Genomic DNA, 17,919 nt, shown 5'->3' with positions numbered 1-17,919 from the left:
GCCTCAGCGTCTGCTTCCGGCAATACTTCGGTGAAACTTTCCGCTATAATGCGGTCGCTCCTCCGTGAGAAGGCCTCGATTGAGGTTATTTTACTGAGAGGATAAGGGAAGGAAACTATGATTACCGGCATTGATGAGATAGTAAAAAAAGCAAGCACCTATTTATCACAATCGGATATGGACCTGATTACGCGTGCCTATCAGCTTGCCGAAAAAGCGCATGAAGGGCAAATACGCAAATCAGGTGTTCCTTACATTATGCACCCAATCGCCGTGGCTGGTATTCTCGCAAACCTGCACATGGATGCCGTTACGATTGCGGCTGGATTTTTGCATGATGTCGTGGAAGATACTGAGATTACGCTTGATCATCTCCGTGAGCAGTTCGGACCGGATGTAGCTCTCTTGGTAGATGGAGTGACCAAGCTGGAAAAAATTAAATACAAGTCAAAAGAAGAGCAGCTCGCCGAAAACCACCGCAAGATGCTGGTTGCCATGGCACAGGACATCCGCGTCATCATGATCAAGCTGGCAGACCGTCTGCACAACATGAGGACACTTCGGCATATGTCGGAGGAGAAGCAACGCGAGATTTCCGATGAAACGCTGGAAATCTTTGCGCCACTTGCCCATCGCTTGGGGATTGCTTCCGTTAAATGGGAACTGGAAGATACGGCGCTTCGGTATTTGAATCCGCAACAGTATTATCGGATTGTAAATTTGATGCAAAAGAAACGGGTGGAGCGCGAAGCCTATCTGAATGAAGCATCAGATACGATCAGAGAAAAGCTGGGCGAGTTAAATATCGAGGCAGAAATTTCGGGACGTCCGAAGCATATCTACAGCATCTTTAAAAAGATGACAAGGCAAAACAAGCAGTTCAATGAGATTTATGACCTGCTAGCATTGCGTATCATCGTGAATGACATCCGCGACTGTTATGCGGTTCTCGGTATCGTGCACACCTTGTGGAAGCCGATGCCAGGCAGATTTAAAGATTACATTGCCATGCCAAAGACGAACATGTACCAATCTCTTCATACGACAGTGATTGGGCCAAAAGGTGAGCCATTGGAAGTGCAAATCCGTACATGGGATATGCACCAGACAGCTGAGATCGGGATCGCGGCTCACTGGGCGTACAAGGAAGGCAAAAGCATCGTGCAAGGCTCGTTTGCAGAGAAGCTGGGCAGTCTGCGGGAGATTATCGAAGGCGGATCGGAAGAGGCTCCGAACGCGCAAGAGTTCATGGAAAGTCTCAAGCAGGATCTTTTCTCCGATACGGTTTTCGTCTTCACACCAAAAGGCGATGTAGTCGAGCTGCCAAAAGGCTCTGTGCCGTTGGACTTCTCCTACCGGATTCACTCTGCCGTAGGAAACAGAACAATTGGCGCCAAAGTGAACGGCAAGATCGTACCGCTCGACTATGCGATGAAAACAGGCGATATCGTCGAAATCCTGACCTCCAAGCATTCGTATGGTCCTAGTCAGGACTGGCTAAAAATGGCTAAATCCGCGCATGCTCGAAATAAAATTAAACAGTGGTTTAAAAAAGAGAAGCGGGAAGAGAACGTCGCCAAAGGTCAGCAGATGGTGGAAGCGGAGATCAAGTCGCGCAGCTTTGATGTAAAAGAAGCGATGACGGAAACAAACCTGAAGGAAGCGGCAGCCCGGTTTAATTTCCAAGGGGCAGAAGACATGTTTGCCGCAGTCGGCTATGGCGGCATCACGGCTTCGCAAATTGCGACTCGTCTTCTAGACAAACTCCGTCGGGAGCGCGAAGAACAAAACCCGACCATTCCTGAGGTCAAACCCAATCCAGCAAATCGTTCTGCCAAGAGTGAGTCTGGCGTCAAAGTTCGTGGCTTGGATAATTTGCTCGTCCGTATTTCTCGTTGTTGTACACCTGTCCCAGGCGACCAGATTATCGGCTTCATTACAAGAGGTCGTGGGGTATCGGTGCATCGATTGGATTGTCCGAACGTACTGACGGACGAATGTACAGAGCGTCTGATTGATGTCGAATGGGATACCGATTTCAAACATAATTTCCATGTAGAGATCGAGATCACGGGCAATGATCGGAGCGGATTGTTAAACGATGTATTACAGGTTGTAGCAGAGACAAAGACGAACATTGCGGCTGTCAGTGGCAAGTCCGATAAAAATCGAGTAGCAACGATTCATATGACCATCTCGATTAGCAATGTGGATCATCTGTTGAAAGTAGTAGAGCGCATCAAGCGCATCAAAGATATTTACTCGGTTCGCCGGATACTGAGCACCTAATCCCTCGTGGATTGGGTGTTCTTGTTTACATAACAGAAAGGATGAGTCAGTGTGAGGATTGTCGTACAAAGAACAAGAGAAGCGAGTGTTACCGTAGCAGGTGAAGTCGTCGGACAAATTGATCACGGCTTAATGCTGCTGGTAGGAATTACGCATGAAGACACAGAAAAAGAAGTAGAATTTGTCGCAGACAAAATTGCGAACTTGCGCATTTTTGAAGACGAGGAAGGCAAAATGAACTTCTCTGTATTAGATAAGGGTGGTCAAATTTTGTCCGTATCCCAATTTACGCTGTATGGCGATTGCAGAAAGGGCAGACGACCGAACTTCATGGCTGCCGCACGACCAGAGCAAGCTGAACCGCTGTACGAGCTGTTTAATGCCAAGCTGCGTGAAAAAGGGCTCCAGGTGGAAACAGGACGTTTTGGCGCAATGATGGACGTACGTCTGTTAAATGATGGTCCTGTTACACTGATTGTGGAATCGTAATTACAACCATCAAGGGGGATGGAAACATGGCGCAAGAAGCATTGGTAATAGGTGCGAGTGGCATGCTTACAGAGGTCTCCCGCTGGCTGGCTCGCCAAGGTTATGAAGTAACCGTGCTTGGTCGTGATCCAGTCAAATTAAGAAGTGTCAGAGACGGTTCAACTCATCCAGAGTCGATTCATTTGCTATCGCAAGACTACCACCAGAAAGACAGCTTGCGTCAGGCTATCGCCGATCTCGTAGAGAAGAGAGGGCCGATGGATGTGGTTGTCGCGTGGATTCATTCGACTGCGCCGCATGCACTGCCTGTGATCGTAGAAGAACTGTCGCGTCCTGAGAAGTGCTGGCAATTGCTGCATGTGTGTGGGAGCGCTGCTTGGAAAAATCCAATGACAGAGCCTACATCAGAATACTGTATGTACCGACGGGTCATCCTCGGTTTTACATGTGCAGGTGAGCATGCACGCTGGCTGACAAATGATGAAATCGCAGCTGGGGTGATTGACGCTTTGCAAGCAAAAGAACGGCAAGTCATCGTCGGTCAGGTCGAGCCGTGGGAAAAACGCCCGGTGTATTCATCCATATAGCGAAGTCAACAACAAAAAACGATTGCCGAATGCAATCGTTTTTGTCGTTTCAGTACTGATTCGGGTCAGTGAATGAAATTGGTTGAAGGGAGAATCAGATTTTTGCCGATCAGGTTTGCGGAAATCGGCTTTTTCCCGATTTCTCGTGCCCAAATCGATAGCTGTCCGACATGGTGGATTTCATGAGCGATCATGTGTCGCATAATTTCACCCCATGTGTATGTAGCGATGCTGCCGTCTGGCTTCGTATCCTGAAAGGCTCTTGTTTCCATACTTTCATCCCAATTGCGCAAAAATTGAAGCACATCCGGGCGAAAAGTCGCCTCCAGCTCACGAACCTTTTCCAACCGGTTGTGAAGATCGAAGCTTTCTTGAAAATCTGGCCTTCCTAGCATGACTTGAATCCAGCTCCACTCTACATCAATAACATGGAACAATGTGTGCAAAATACCCCCGACACCCCCGATGCGCGGACGAAGCAATTCTTCCATCGGAACATCCTCACACCATTTCAGCCATTCTTCACGAACCATCCAATTGTACTCAAACATGGTTTTAATAGAAATCACTCCATTTTCAAAGGTTAACTTGTGATCACCTGCGTCCATACCGTGCGTTTGCTGATATTGTGATTGTTTTTCATCCGTCATCACTCCTTTCGATGCCTTATGATATTCGCATATCCTTTTGGAATTCCTGCCTTGCCTTGATGTGATCGGATGCGCCATAAAAGAAACCCCCATAGGAGAGAGCTTGAGCAGCTTCTTTCGCATGGGGGTTTTTGTCAGAGAGGGATCAGCCTCCCTGATTGCTTTGTGTATTAAAGTACTGGACAATCCCTTTGAATAGACCTTCTGCGGCAAGATCCTGTTGTTTCTCGGAACGTGCGCGAATCTCATCGTTGTAGTTGGATAAGAAGGAGATCTCGGCCAAAATGGACGGCACCGGGTTTTCGCGTAGAACGAAATAGTTTCCGTAACGATAATTCATATCCTTGTAGCTCGTCGCTTTCACCAGTTCCGTTTGAACCAGGGAGGCGAGCTTGCTAGAGTTACCTTGGCTGTAGTAGAAAATAATCGAGCCATTCGTTGCTGAGTTTGGATGCGTATTGTGATGGACGCTGACAAAAATATGAGCCTGATTTTGAATCGCAATGTCGACGCGCTGTTGCAGAGTCAGCTTGCGATCATCAGCTCGTGTCATGATGACTTTGGCGCCTGCTGCTTCCAACTTGTTACGCAGGAGCAGAGATACTTGCAGATTGACTGTTTTCTCTAAAGTAGAGAAGCTGGAGCCAGTCGAGCCACCATCAGTACCACCATGACCAGCGTCGACGACGATGACTTTGCCGGCAAGATCATTACTGCGTACCACTGCTGGCGCACCATTAGCTGAAACAAGCCAGCCTGCAATGTAGCCTGTTGAGCCGTCAAGGAAGTTTACTTGGAACCACTCGCCTGATTTATTGGCAATTCCGTATTTCTCACCAGGCTGCACCTGTTTGATAATATCGTGATCTGTACTCGGACCAGAACGAACATTGGTATCTGGATTCATGATCGTCACGTATGGGCCACTCGGAGTAGGCATGCTTGGTTGGTTCACCGAAATGTGCCAGCCTGCCACCCAGCCAGTTTTTCCGGCTGCCGTGTTGACGCGGTACCAGTCTCCTTGTTTTTCCAAAACAGTCAACTTGTCTCCGACTGGAAGTGTAGCTTGAATAGCACTCGTTGTGTTCGGTTCACTGCGCAGATTCAATCCGTCCGTTTTTACTGTGGCGGTTTGACTCGAAGAAGATGGTTGCCCAGTCTGAGGTTTCGTGCTTCCATTTCCATTTTCGGGCAGAGTCGGTTGACCTGTGTCCGGGTTGGTTTGATCGGTGGAGAGCCAAGCGTTGACTCCATCGTATGGGAATTGAATCCAACCATTTTGTCTGTTCAAGACCGTGATTTTCTCGCCCGCATGTAGTTGACCGATAGCAGGTGTACTGGCATCTGGCGTGGCGTATACGTACGGAGCGAAGTCCAAGGTGAGGCTGGCTCCTTGTACGGCGGGAGGCTTCGGTTGTGAGCCTGTCCCCGCAGGATTGGTTGTTGGGGGTGTGCTACCAGTAGAGGGAGGAGTAACTGCTTGTCCCGTACCTACTTCTTTTACAAGCCAGTTTGCGACCCAGCCTTTTGTTCCTGCGTTGAGTTGAATTTGGATCCATTCGCCACTCTTTTGCACGATGGGGTAGCGCGTACCTGGATTGATTGTTTGTACGACTGCATATGTCTGACCGGGTCCAGAACGAACATTGACATTCGTCGTGGTGCTCTCTACTTGCTTGGCAGATGCAGTTGCTGGTTTCTGTTGCTGCTGCTGTGTGCTGACGAGCCAGTTCGCTACCCAACCGTTTTGGCCGTTCGGAAGCTTTACCTGAATCCAGTCATTTTTGGTGGAGATGACAGGCAGCACAGTTTTGTTCGGCAGTGTAGTGACAATAGCGTCTTGGAGGCTAGGACCTGAACGGACATTGAGCTTGTCCACGGTGACCTGAACAGAACCGGCGGCCCAAGCTGCAGAAACGGGGAGGGAAATGGCACAGACGACAGTCAGGAGACTCCTCAGGATCTTTTGACGAACAAACACGATAGACATCCTTTCCGAAATAAGTAGCTTCTTGAATTCCTTGTGATTTTTCATGTTTTTACCAAAATAATCACTTCGCTAGTTCTCCTGCTTTTTCCTGCAAAAAACGACAAAGTTCTGCATGGCTTCCCTGATTGCTTTTCGGCAGGCAAGGCAATACTAGATTTTACTAGACGCTAGCACACGCAGCTTTTCAGGAGGAATTCATCGTGAGACAGTCAAAGAAGGAAACATTCGCGCAAGGATTGAATCGGCAGTTTTTGTCTGTTGATTTTCAAGACGATTTGGAGAAAGAAATGTCACTCCAAAATGTAGAAATGGCCCAAGATTTTCATCCAGGCTTGCGGGATATCCAACATCCACGGCAAAAACGGCGATGACTTGCACATGATGCCACAACTTGTCTAGTTGACCCGAGTAATTCTCGTCGGCTATGATGAGGAGTGGCATTTTTGAAAAAAGCAGGTGAACTCCATGATACAGATCGTATGTGAGGGACACGCATTCGAGCGGGAACTCTCCTTAATTCTCGCGTTATTTTACGAAGATCCAGCGCTCACTTTTGTGCCGGAGTGGACAGGTGAGGCTGATTTGAAAATCAAGCTGGCATTGACCGTGCATGAAAATGGAGTCGTAGCTTCGGGAGAGTTATGCGATGGCAAACGAAGCATCTCTCATCAGGTGGAGCGAGACTACGTAGCACGTGATGAAAAAGCGATGAAAAAGACGGCCAAGCAAGCTCTTTGCTATGCGCTGTTATTGATGTTGGAAGAATACACGGGCATGGAGCAAGGCTGGGGTATTTTGACCGGGATACGCCCGACGAAACTGCTGCACCAGTTGAACGCCGCTGGTGTAGACAGACAGGAAGCACATAAGCGATTGCAGCAGGATGTGATTTTGCGTCCATACAAGCTGAACCTTTTGCAAGAAATCGTAGACAAGCAGCTCAACGTCGTGCCTGACTTGTATCAAATTGATCGTGAACTGTCTGTGTATATCGGCATCCCATTTTGTCCGACGAAGTGTGCGTACTGTACGTTTCCTGCTTACGCGATTCGCAGTCATACGGCTTCGGTTAATCCGTTTCTCGAAGGTCTCCATTACGAGATGGAGCGGATGGGAGAGTGGCTTCGCGCGAATGACCAACGGATCACGTCCATTTATTTCGGGGGCGGAACCCCTACGAGTATTACCGCAGATGACATGAACCAGCTGTTTGAGACGATGCATCGCTCTTTTCCACAAATGGGAGATGTGCGTGAGTTGACAGTTGAGGCGGGAAGACCCGACACGATTACACGTGAAAAGCTTGATGTGATGAAGCAGTGGGAAGTGGATCGGATCAGCATTAATCCACAGTCGTTCACGCAGGAGACGCTCCAGGCAATCGGACGTCATCACACCGTCGAAGAGACGATTGAGAAATACCATCTGGCTATGGAGATGGGCTTGACTAATATTAATATGGACCTGATCATCGGGCTGCCAAATGAAGGCGTAGCCGAGCTGGCGCACAGCCTCCAAGAGGTAGAAAAGCTAATGCCTGCCTCGCTGACGGTGCATACGCTGTCTTTCAAGAGAGCATCTGAGATGACGCAGAACAAAGACCGCTACAAGGTCGCTAGTCGCGAAGAAATTAGTAAGATGATGGATATGGCTTCCGAGTGGACAGCGGCGAATGGCTATGACCCTTACTATTTGTATCGGCAAAAAAACATTTTGGGAAATTTGGAGAATGTCGGATATGCCAAGCCAGGGCAGGAGAGCATCTACAACATCATGATCATGGAAGAGGTACAAACCATCCTTGGTCTCGGCTGTGGTGCCGTATCCAAGCTGATGGCTCCAGGAAGCGGCAAGCTGACGCGCTTTCCGAATCCAAAGGACCCAAAAACGTACAATGACACATACAAGGTTCTGGTTGAAAACAAGCTTCGTGATTTGGATCAAATCTATTCGGGTGCGAAAACGGCTGGACAGGTATGTGGCAAGTAAGTGATGGATATACTGTTGATTAATAAAAAAACCTCTATCGAGGCTTTTTCAAGGAGGAGCGACCGCGTTTTTGCGGAAAGTTTTTATGCGCTCCAGAATTTATTAGCATGTCGCTAATAAATTCTTACACGTTAAAAAAAGTTTTATTCGAGCGCCTGTTGACGGCAGTTGGCGGGTTTGCTATGATTCACATTAAGCTTTTTTATTGAATAAGAAATGATCTGATGACGGGAACAAGTATCCAGGAACCGGATGCCCAGAGAGAAAGCGCCGTGGCTGAGAGTGCTTTCGTATAACGGCTTGGTGAATGACATCCCTGAAGACCGCAGTGAACGGCTGAAAGAAATCTCTTTCCCCAGTAACTGGCAGGCGTGTGCCGGCGTTAACGGCTAATAAGTGGGATAGCCTTTTGTGATTGTAAGGCTATTCAAACAGGGTGGCACCACGGGAGTATAACCAGTCTCTCGTCCCTGACATGCGGCGATTTGCTAAATGTCAGGAGACGGGGGACTTTTTTATTTGGTCAAAAATAAAGGTTCCTTGATCCTGAAGGTTTGGCGTTAGCCCGAGTTTTTGAAAAGACATGGAGGTTCGAGAGGAATGACTAGAATCCAGATCCCACGCGGTACGCAGGATATCATGCCTGGTACTGTAGAGCTGTGGCACTACGTGGAGGCCAAGGCCCGCGATCTGTGTCGCCGCTCCAATTACGCGGAAATTCGTACGCCGCTGTTTGAGAGCACAGAGTTGTTCCAACGGGGTGTAGGCGAGACCACGGATATCGTGGAAAAAGAAATGTACAGTGTAGCCAATCCGCGCAGTACGGACGCTCTCACGCTGCGTCCAGAAGGGACAGCGGGTGTTGTTCGCTCCTACGTGGAAAACAAGCTGTACGGTGTGCCTAATCAGCCTACCAAGCTGTACTACCTGGGGCCGATGTTCCGTCACGAGCGTCCGCAAGCAGGCCGCTATCGCCAATTCGTCCAATTCGGTGCAGAAGCGATCGGTTCAAGCGATCCAGCGATCGATGCAGAAGTCATTGGCCTTGCGATTCGTCTGTATCAGGAGCTCGGATTGACAGGACTTTCTGTGGAATTGAACAGCGTAGGTACGGTAGAAGACCGGGCGCGTCACCGGGAGCATTTGCTCGCACACTTGAACGGTGTTCGCTCTGAGCTGTGCGAGGATTGCCAATCTCGTATCGATCGCAACCCGCTCCGCGTGCTCGATTGCAAAAATGAAAAATGCAAAACACTGACGATGGATGCTCCGTCCATTTTGGACTACTTGAGCGAAGAATCCGCGACACACTTCGAAGCCGTACAAAACTACTTGACCGCGCTGGATATTCCGTTTCATGTAAATCCGCGTCTGGTTCGCGGCTTGGACTACTACACACTGACCGCATTTGAAATCAAAATGGCAGAGATCGGTGCGGTAGAAACGCTTTGTGGCGGTGGACGCTACAACGGACTGGTTGCAGAGCTGGGCGGCGACGATATGCCGGGCATCGGCTTCGCACTCAGTATCGAGCGTCTGCTGTTGGCTCTGGAAAAGCAAGGTGTTCAACTGCCGATCTCGGGTGGCATCGATTGCTTTGTAGTGGTGCAGACACCAGAAGCGAAAACAACAGCTTTTGTTCTCGTCGACCAATTGCGCCAAGCTGGGATTGCGGCTGAGCTGGATTATCTGGATCGGAAAATGAAAGCACAGTTGAAGCAAGCAGATCGTCTACAGGCTCGTTTTACGGCGATCATCGGCGAGTCTGAATTAACGAATGGCACGGTTGTTCTAAAGGAAATGGCAACAGGCGAGCAACAAGAAGTGAAACGCGAGGAACTCGTTTCGGTACTCGCTGCAAAAGCAAATCAATAAAACAAATCGTTGGGGGAAATGATCATGTCTTGGCAATATCGCACCGTACATGGTGGAGAAGTAACAACAGCACACGTTGGGCAAGAAGTCGTACTGAACGGATGGGTACAAAAGCGTCGCGACCTCGGGGGCGTAATCTTCATCGACTTCCGTGACCGCACAGGTATCGTCCAAATCGTATTCAACCCGGAGTACAACAAAGAAGCTTGGGAAGCGGCTGACAAAGTGCGTAGCGAATACGTACTGGTTGTAAAAGGGAAAGTTGTAAACCGTGCACCAGAAGCAATCAATCCGAAGCTGAAAACCGGCGAAGTAGAAGTGCACATCTCTGAAATCGAAATCTTGAACGATGCAAAAACGCCTCCGTTCCTGATTGAAGACGAGATCGATGTAGATGAACAAGTTCGTCTGAAATACCGCTACCTGGACTTGCGCCGTCCAGAAATGCAGCGCTCCCTGATTTTGCGCAGCAAAGCAGCGAAAGCGTTCCGTGACTACCTGGATGAGAACAACTTCCTGGAAATCGAAACACCAATTCTCCAGAAGAGTACGCCTGAGGGCGCACGTGACTACCTCGTGCCTTCCCGTGTACATCCAGGCGAGTTCTACGCACTGCCACAATCACCACAGCTGTTCAAACAGCTTTTGATGGTATCCGGTTTGGAGCGCTACTACCAAATCGCTCGTTGCTTCCGTGACGAAGACCTGCGTGCTGACCGTCAGCCTGAATTTACCCAAATCGACATTGAGACCTCTTTCCTGTCTATGGAAGAGATCCTGCCGATGATGGAAAAGATGGTTGCTCACGTATTCAAGCAAACGGTTGGTGTAGACGTACCAACTCCATTCCCGCGTCTCACGTATGCGGATGCAATGGCGCGTTACGGTTCTGACAAACCAGACGTACGCTTCGGCATGGAGCTGACAGACGTATCTGATCTGGTTGCGACAAGCGACTTCAAGGTGTTTGCAGCAGCTGTAGCTGGCGGCGGACAAGTAAAAGCGATCAACGCAAAAGGTTGCGGACACTACTCCCGTAAAGAAGCAGACGACCTTGGCAAATTCGCTTCCCGTTATGGCGCGAAAGGCTTGGCTTGGATCGGCTTCAAAGACGGCGAAATCAAAGGGCCAATTGCGAAGTTCTTTAAAGAAGAAGAAATCAACGAGATGAAAGCACGCTTGGCGGTAGAAGAAGGCGACTTGCTCCTGTTCGTTGCTGACAAACCAAAAGTAGTAGCAGATGCACTGGGTGCCCTTCGTTCCAAGCTGGGTGCTGAACTTGGCCTAATTGACCAAAGCAAGTTCGCATTCCTCTGGGTAGTAGACTTCCCACTGGTTGAGTGGGATGAGGATGCAAAACGCTACGTTGCCCTGCACCATCCGTTTACTCGTCCAAAAGACGAAGATCTGCACCTGTTCGACACCGATCCAGGTCAAATGCGCGCACAAGCGTACGACATGGTTCTCAACGGATATGAGCTCGGCGGAGGTTCCATGCGGATCTTCAAGCGCGAAGTGCAAGAAAAAATGTTTACCGCACTTGGCTTCTCACCAGAAGAGGCACGTAAACAATTCGGCTTCCTCATGGATGCATTCGAATACGGTACACCTCCACACGGTGGAATCGCTCTCGGCTTGGACCGTCTGATCATGCTCTTGGCTGGCCGCACTAACCTGCGCGAAGTCATCGCATTCCCGAAAACAGCAAGTGCGAGCGACCTGATGGTAAACGCTCCAGATGTAGTAGACGGAAAACAATTGAAAGAGCTGTCCATTGCAACAATTGTCACAGAAGAAGAAAAGGTGGAAGCGTAATCGACTTGCGCAACTGCATTGCTCTTTGATACATTGGTAATACTATGATGAAAGCCCTGCTATGCTCGTGACATCCGATAGTTTTGAGCCACAAAGTTTGTTTAGGGAGTTTTTCGTCCGTGATTGTAAAGGCATGCCTCCTTAGAGTGGACGTCTGTAACAGTTCGGCAAGACACCCACCTGCGATGAGCAGGTTCAAAACTAAGGAGCAACACGGCATAATGGGGCTCCTTTTTTAACTTCAATCCTACTTTTCCGATTGACTATAAGTGTGTGTTGAACAACCCTAATAATCTCGCTTGCGAATGAAAGGTGACACGAAATATGCTTCATCAATTTTCTCGTTGTGAATTGGCCTTCGGTCCCGAAGGTTTGGAAAAAATGAAAAATAGCCGCGTTGCTGTATTAGGAATTGGCGGAGTCGGTTCCTTTACAGTAGAAGCACTCGCGCGTACAGGTGTAGGCAAGCTCGTTTTGGTAGATAAGGATGTAGTAGATATCACGAACATCAACCGCCAAATCCATGCGACGCTGAACACAGTCGGTCAAAAAAAGGCTGAGCTTATGAAGGAGCGCATTGCGACGATCAATCCTGAGTGCGAGGTCGTAACTCTCAATATGTTCTACAATGAAGAAACAGCGGATGCGCTGTTTGAGCATGAACTGGATTACATCGTGGATGCCATGGACACCATGTCCGCGAAGCTGCATGTGATTAAAGAAGCGAAGCGTCGCAATATCCCTATTATTTCTAGCATGGGTGCAGCCAACAAAATGGACCCGACCCGTTTTGAGGTTGCCGATATTTCCCAAACGAGTTATGATCCGATTGCAAAGGTCATTCGTCGTGAGCTGCGTAAAAGCGGTATCTACAAAGGGGTAAAAGTGGTATATTCCCGTGAGATTCCCGTAACTGTACGTGTAGATGTACGCGAACAAATCGTTTCCAACCCGAATTCACCGATTAGCAAAGTGCGGATGCCTCCAGCAAGCAATGCTTTCGTGCCTTCTGTGGCTGGTTTAATTTTGGCCAGTGTAGTGGCAAGAGATATTTTGGAGTGGCAGCCTGTAAAAGGATAGTGGAACATGGATGATTTATTCACGTTTGCCTACGACCAACAGGGTGGCGGCAAACAGAAGCCATTGGCTGCACGGATGCGGCCGCAAACGATTCAAGATGTAATCGGGCAATCGCATATTTTGGCTCCTGGAAAGCTGCTCCGACGCGCGATTGAAGCAGATCAAGTGTCCTCTGTCATTTTTTACGGACCTCCTGGTACAGGGAAAACAACGCTCGCAAAAGTCATTGCCCGGACCACACGTACGCATTTCTCCGAGTTAAATGCCGTTACGGCCGGTGTTGCTGACATCCGCAAAGTGGTAGATGCGGCAAAGGAGCGGCTCGTCATGGACAGTCAGCGGACAACGTTGTTCGTAGACGAGATTCACCGCTTCAATAAGTCGCAACAGGACGCCCTTCTTCCTTATGTGGAGGAAGGCACGATCATTTTGATCGGCGCTACGACGGAGAATCCTTTTTTCGAGGTGAATCCGGCGCTTTTGTCGCGTTCACAAGTGTTTTCCCTTCAATCGCTTTCTCATGAGGAATTGAAGCAGGTCATGGATCGGGCGCTTACTGATGAAGAAAACGGATTGGCGGAGCTATTTGTCAGCGTAGAACCGGAAGCGGCAGAGCATTTGGTTCAATACGCGGAAGGGGATGCCAGACGTTTGCTGAACGCATTGGAACTGGCAGTGACAACGACGCAACCAGGAGCGGATGGACGAATTACAGTGACGCTGGACGTCGCAGTAGAATCCATTCAACGCAGGGCTGTACGCTACGATAAGAGTGGGGACAACCATTACGACACGATCTCCGCTTTTATTAAATCCATTCGTGGTTCTGATCCGGACGCAGCTCTTTACTGGTTGGCGAGAATGATCGATGCCGGAGAAGATCCGCGGTTCATTTCTCGCCGTTTGGTCATTTCGGCTTCAGAGGACATCGGCAATGCAGACCCGCAAGCGATCACAGTTGCGATGTCCTGCTTTCAGGCGGTAGAATTGGTGGGGATGCCTGAAGGGCGTATCCCTTTAGCACAAGCGACGACGTACCTGGCAACTGCCCCCAAAAGCAATGCTGCATACAACGGAATTAATTCTGCGTTGGATCGTATCCGAACGGATGGTCACAAGCAAGTACCGATTCATCTGCGAGATTCTGCTTATAAGGGAGCTGCGAAGCTGGGACACGGTCAGGGATATCTGTATCCGCATAACTATCCATATGGGTATGTACCTCAACAGTATCTGCCTGACGGTGTAAACTACTCGTTCTACCAGCCAAAGGATCACGGCTATGAGCGTCACATTCGCCGTTTCCAGGAAGAAAGACAGAAGATGGATGGACGTGGATTGCCAAGGAAAAACTCCCCCGAATAATAGGGGGAGCTAACATTTACGTGCGGACGTTTCCGCCTGGTTTATTGGGCAAGTCACCGTTTTCATTCGGTTGTTTGCTCTGCTCACTCGCTCCGTAACGGGCTTTGTGAGCAATCGTGCCTGCGGGTTGGTCGTACAAGGTTTCGGACGGGTGGTTGGGACCTCGTTCCGAGCGTTTGTTTGTTGTCATCTGCATATCACCCCCTAAGATGTTAGTGTGTCCCACGATACAGAAGACATGTAGGGGGCGGGCGCGTATTACCGATACAAAGAGGAGAGTTGTTAACGTGAAGATTTCGACGAAAGGACGTTACGGGCTGACGATCATGATGGAATTGGCCAACCGTTGCGGAGAAGGGCCGACTTCACTGCGGAGCATCGCCCAGAAACACGATTTGTCCGAGCATTACTTGGAGCAATTGATTGCACCTCTGCGTAACGCGGGTTTGGTAAAAAGTATTCGTGGCGCATATGGCGGTTACGTTCTGGCAAAGCAGCCGGATGAGATTTCTGCTGGTGATGTGATTCGCGTGCTGGAAGGACCGATCAGCCCTGTGGAATTTGCAGAGGAAGAAGACCCGGCTAAGCGTTTTTTGTGGCTGCGTATTCGGGATAGTATTTCTGCTGTTCTGGATTCGACTTCCCTTCAGGACTTGATTAGCTTTGAAGACGATGGTCCTGCCGATAATTATATGTTTTATATCTAGAATATAAGTTGGTAGAAGGTGACAGCAGTGTCAGATCTAATGTATTTTGACCACGCAGCGACTACGCCGGTACATCCGCGTGTAGTTGCTGCAATGACTCCCTATTTGACTCAAATATTCGGGAATCCATCCAGTGTCCATGGTGCAGGTCGCGAAGCGCGAAAAGCGTTGGAGCATGCGAGAGACACGATTGCCGACTTTATGGATGCTGATCCACAATCGCTCATCTTTACGAGTGGCGGGACAGAAGCGGACAATATGGCAATCATCGGCGCAGCAATGGCACAGCGCGAACGTGGTCGTCACGTCATTACTTCGCAAATCGAGCACCATGCAGTCTTGCATGCTTGTGAATTTTTGGAGCAGGCTGGATTTGAAGTCACGTACTTGCCTGTTGACCAGACAGGCATGATCTGCTTGGAAGACCTAAAACAAGCGGTTCGCCCGGATACGGTACTGGTGTCCATTATGTACGGGAACAACGAAGTAGGAACGATCCAGCCAATCGAGGAAATCGGTACCTTCTTGCGTGAAAAAGGGATTGTTTTTCATACGGATGCCGTACAGGCTTTTGGTGTACTGCCTATCCATACACGGAAGCTCCCAGTTGATATGCTCTCGGTATCCGCTCATAAAATTAATGGTCCAAAAGGAGTCGGCGCTTTGTATGTAGCGCGTAAGGTCCCGTTTTCCCCGATTTTGCACGGCGGTTCACAAGAGCGCAAACGCAGAGCGGGAACGGAAAACCTGGCCGGGATTGTTGGGTTTGCCGAAGCGACAAAGGTCGCTGGCGAGGAAATGACGGAGCGGGTTGAAAAGTATGAGCAGATGAAAGCAGCGATGATCGCAGTCTGGCAGGAAGCAGGAATTACGTTCTGCCTGAATGGACATAGCGAGCAGGCTTTGTCACATATTTTCAATGTGTCATTTCCTGGTGCACATACAGAAACCATGCTGATGAATCTGGATATCGCCAAAATTGCAGCAGCGAGCGGCTCAGCTTGTACATCCGGATCATTAGAGCTGTCACACGTGCTGAAAGCGATGCACGTGGACGAGAAGATTCTGCATTCAGCTATTCGTTTCAGCTTTGGAATAACGAATACGGTGGAAGAGGCGAGACAAGCTGCTACAGTGATTGCTGGGATTGTAAAGCGCTTGGTACGCGAATAACGTAGAATGAAAGCCGTTTGGATAAGCCAAGCGGTTTTTTCATTTGAGTAAAAGCGGGTTTCTTATTGGAGTTTGTGGTGAATTGTGGAAGAGGATGGTAAAATGATGCTGTGGTACTAATCCTGAAGAACTATACAATTCGGATCATCCGATAAGGAGAGGACTTTCATGTTGCCCAGAGGCTACTCTATTCGCTACAAACTGGTGTTTACGATACTAATCCTAACCATGCTTCCATTAATGGTCGTCGGCTATATCCAATTTGAAAATGCACGCAGCGCGCTATACAAGCTGGCTGTATCTGACTTGCAATATATAACGGAAATGAAGGCACGTGAGCTGGCTGTATACGCTCAAGATGCAACGATTAATGAGGGGAACAGACAGAAAATTAATGAAATAACACGCGAGGTGGCCGAAAAATATTACAAGCCAAATGGTATGGTTGGCTACGCCTATATCTTGGATACGAGTGGAATTGCCATTTTTCATCCAGACCCGAAAGTCGAGAATACCTCTTTGGCGAATGAAGAATTCACGCAAGTCATGCTCGCTCAAAAAAACGGATGGATCGAATATGACTTCGGCGGCTCTACCAAAGTGGCGGCGTATAAGCAGCTGCCAAACGGGTGGATTCTAGCCATTGGCAGCTACGAGAATGATTTGCTGACGACGATTGAGAGCAGTCGTTCAATGATGTTTCTCCTCAACCTGATAAGTGCCACCTTAGCGCTGGTCACAGGCATTTTTATTGTCAACAAGCTGGTACGACCACTAAAAGAGCTGGTATTGGCAATGAAGCGTGCAGAGACAGGAGATTTGACCACGCAAGTGACTGTCCGTTCCCGGGACGAGCTTGGGGAATTATCGTCGATGTACAATGAGATGATGGGGGTATTTCGCAGCATGGTCAACGAGGTGCAGCGAGTAGCCCAGCAGGTAGCGGCAGCTTCGGAAGAATTAACAGCGAGTGCGACAGAAAGTGCACGTGCTTCCGAACAGATTTCTATGGCTTCTTCGGAAATTGCTACAGGTTCCGAACAACAAAAACAAACAGTGACGGATACAGTACGCTTTTTGTCTCGCATCGGTGGAGATATCCAACTCATTGCAGCCTCGACTTCTCAAGTAAATGCTGATGCGACAGACGCGAATCAATTGGCACAGATTGGTGAAGGCAAGCTGCAAGAGCTCGTACAAGAAATGGATCAAATCACGGATCATGCCCGTAGTACGGAGCAGGTTATCCGCGAGCTTGGCTCTCAATCCGAGCAAATCATGGGAATCATCACGATCATTCGTCAAATATCCAACCAGACGAATCTATTGGCTTTGAATGCCGCCATCGAAGCTGCACGGGCGGGGGAACAGGGACGCGGCTTTGCGGTTGTTGCCCAGGAGGTACGTAAGCTGGCTGAGCAATCGGGTGAGGCTGCAGAAGAGATCGCAGGCTTGATTCATACAATCCATACAGATATTCTCGCTGCTGTAACGGCAATGGGAACGACTGCAGTCGCTATACAGGATGGACGCGAAGGAGTGGCTCAGGCAGGAGACAGCTTCCAGCAAATCTTGGTGGCCGTTCAAGACGTCAGCCAGCAAGTACATCGTATGAACGATGCAGCCCAAGGGATTCATCGCGATACAGTCCAATTGGTGAGTCACTCCGAAAAAATAGCTGGACTTGCGGAAATAGCGGCCAGAGATACACAGGAAGTGGCAGCAGCGTCCGAAGAACAGTCTGCAACATCCGAGGAAATGACGGCAGCATCAGAAACACTTGCGAAAATGGCCGAGCAGTTGTCAGAACAAGTAAAACGATTTACAATTTAAGACGAGCATATGAGAAATCCACTTTCAAGAGAAGTGGATTTTTCCTTTCTGGAACGGTTTTTATGTCAGGAGGCGTT

Annotated in this window: 15 protein-coding genes and 1 other RNA gene; 13 read left to right on the top strand and 3 right to left on the bottom strand. The window is 49.0% G+C overall.

From position 1 onward, the window contains the following. Window positions 1-117: 117 nt before the first annotated feature. The 3 genes from HPY27_RS20630 to HPY27_RS20620 are packed head-to-tail and all read left to right on the top strand — an operon-like array spanning window position 118 to window position 3,365. On the top strand, window positions 118-2,289 hold the full coding sequence (locus HPY27_RS20630) for a RelA/SpoT family protein (RefSeq protein ID WP_017247578.1): 2,172 nt from the start codon (window positions 118-120) through the stop codon (window positions 2,287-2,289). Between the two features lie 51 nt (window positions 2,290-2,340). After that, window positions 2,341-2,778, top strand: a complete 438-nt coding sequence (dtd, locus tag HPY27_RS20625) for a D-aminoacyl-tRNA deacylase (RefSeq protein ID WP_017247579.1) — start codon at window positions 2,341-2,343, stop codon at window positions 2,776-2,778. Window positions 2,779-2,804: 26 nt separating this feature from the next. Then, window positions 2,805-3,365: a short-chain dehydrogenase gene (locus HPY27_RS20620; protein ID WP_017247580.1), complete on the top strand. Its 561-nt coding sequence runs from the start codon at window positions 2,805-2,807 to the stop codon at window positions 3,363-3,365. Between the two features lie 65 nt (window positions 3,366-3,430). Here HPY27_RS20620 and HPY27_RS20615 read toward each other — a convergent pair whose 3' ends face one another. Together HPY27_RS20615 and HPY27_RS20610 are read right to left on the bottom strand one after the other, a co-directional pair. Next, window positions 3,431-3,925 carry a DinB family protein gene (locus tag HPY27_RS20615; RefSeq protein WP_026042973.1) on the bottom strand — a complete coding sequence of 165 codons (495 nt, stop codon included), beginning with the start codon at window positions 3,923-3,925 and terminating at the stop codon, window positions 3,431-3,433. 235 nt (window positions 3,926-4,160) lie between these two features. Continuing rightward, window positions 4,161-6,050: an N-acetylmuramoyl-L-alanine amidase family protein gene (locus HPY27_RS20610; protein ID WP_017247582.1), complete on the bottom strand. Its 1,890-nt coding sequence runs from the start codon at window positions 6,048-6,050 to the stop codon at window positions 4,161-4,163. Between the two features lie 155 nt (window positions 6,051-6,205). Here HPY27_RS20610 and HPY27_RS20605 point away from each other — a divergent pair, with 155 nt between their 5' ends. From HPY27_RS20605 to HPY27_RS20575, 7 genes are all read left to right on the top strand, one after another. Beyond that, window positions 6,206-6,376, top strand: coding sequence for a hypothetical protein (locus HPY27_RS20605; protein WP_017247583.1), 171 nt, complete (start codon window positions 6,206-6,208; stop codon window positions 6,374-6,376). Between the two features lie 94 nt (window positions 6,377-6,470). Next, window positions 6,471-7,994, top strand: a complete 1,524-nt coding sequence (locus HPY27_RS20600) for a coproporphyrinogen III oxidase (RefSeq protein ID WP_174225834.1) — start codon at window positions 6,471-6,473, stop codon at window positions 7,992-7,994. Window positions 7,995-8,594: 600 nt separating this feature from the next. After that, on the top strand, window positions 8,595-9,869 hold the full coding sequence (gene hisS, locus HPY27_RS20595) for a histidine--tRNA ligase (protein ID WP_017247585.1): 1,275 nt from the start codon (window positions 8,595-8,597) through the stop codon (window positions 9,867-9,869). Between the two features lie 24 nt (window positions 9,870-9,893). Beyond that, window positions 9,894-11,684, top strand: a complete 1,791-nt coding sequence (aspS, locus tag HPY27_RS20590) for an aspartate--tRNA ligase (RefSeq protein WP_017247586.1) — start codon at window positions 9,894-9,896, stop codon at window positions 11,682-11,684. Window positions 11,685-11,734: 50 nt separating this feature from the next. After that, a non-coding RNA gene (ssrS, locus tag HPY27_RS20585) (6S RNA) lies at window positions 11,735-11,916 on the top strand. A gap of 92 nt (window positions 11,917-12,008) precedes the next feature. Then, a complete protein-coding gene (locus tag HPY27_RS20580) occupies window positions 12,009-12,764 on the top strand; it encodes a tRNA threonylcarbamoyladenosine dehydratase (RefSeq protein ID WP_017247587.1) in 756 nt (251 codons plus the stop codon). 6 nt (window positions 12,765-12,770) lie between these two features. Further along, window positions 12,771-14,129, top strand: a complete 1,359-nt coding sequence (locus HPY27_RS20575; RefSeq protein WP_173622467.1) for an AAA family ATPase — start codon at window positions 12,771-12,773, stop codon at window positions 14,127-14,129. A gap of 16 nt (window positions 14,130-14,145) precedes the next feature. Here HPY27_RS20575 and HPY27_RS20570 read toward each other — a convergent pair whose 3' ends face one another. After that, window positions 14,146-14,319, bottom strand: coding sequence for a hypothetical protein (locus tag HPY27_RS20570; protein WP_016739245.1), 174 nt, complete (start codon window positions 14,317-14,319; stop codon window positions 14,146-14,148). A gap of 97 nt (window positions 14,320-14,416) precedes the next feature. Between HPY27_RS20570 and cymR the strand changes: the two genes are divergently transcribed. The 3 genes from cymR to HPY27_RS20555 all read left to right on the top strand — a co-directional run bounded on the left by cymR (window position 14,417) and on the right by HPY27_RS20555 (window position 17,842). Beyond that, window positions 14,417-14,836: a cysteine metabolism transcriptional regulator CymR gene (cymR, locus tag HPY27_RS20565; protein ID WP_017247589.1), complete on the top strand. Its 420-nt coding sequence runs from the start codon at window positions 14,417-14,419 to the stop codon at window positions 14,834-14,836. Window positions 14,837-14,863: 27 nt separating this feature from the next. Continuing rightward, window positions 14,864-16,009 carry a cysteine desulfurase family protein gene (locus tag HPY27_RS20560; protein WP_174225833.1) on the top strand — a complete coding sequence of 382 codons (1,146 nt, stop codon included), beginning with the start codon at window positions 14,864-14,866 and terminating at the stop codon, window positions 16,007-16,009. A gap of 168 nt (window positions 16,010-16,177) precedes the next feature. Beyond that, a complete protein-coding gene (locus HPY27_RS20555; RefSeq protein ID WP_174225832.1) occupies window positions 16,178-17,842 on the top strand; it encodes a methyl-accepting chemotaxis protein in 1,665 nt (554 codons plus the stop codon). Window positions 17,843-17,919 lie beyond the last annotated feature (77 nt).

It is taken from the genome of Brevibacillus sp. HB1.1, from assembly GCF_013332445.1.
In the GTDB taxonomy this organism is placed as follows: domain Bacteria; phylum Bacillota; class Bacilli; order Brevibacillales; family Brevibacillaceae; genus Brevibacillus; species Brevibacillus porteri.
The sequence above is the reverse complement of the archived record's forward strand: the minus strand, read 5'-3'. Positions and strand labels throughout refer to the sequence as shown.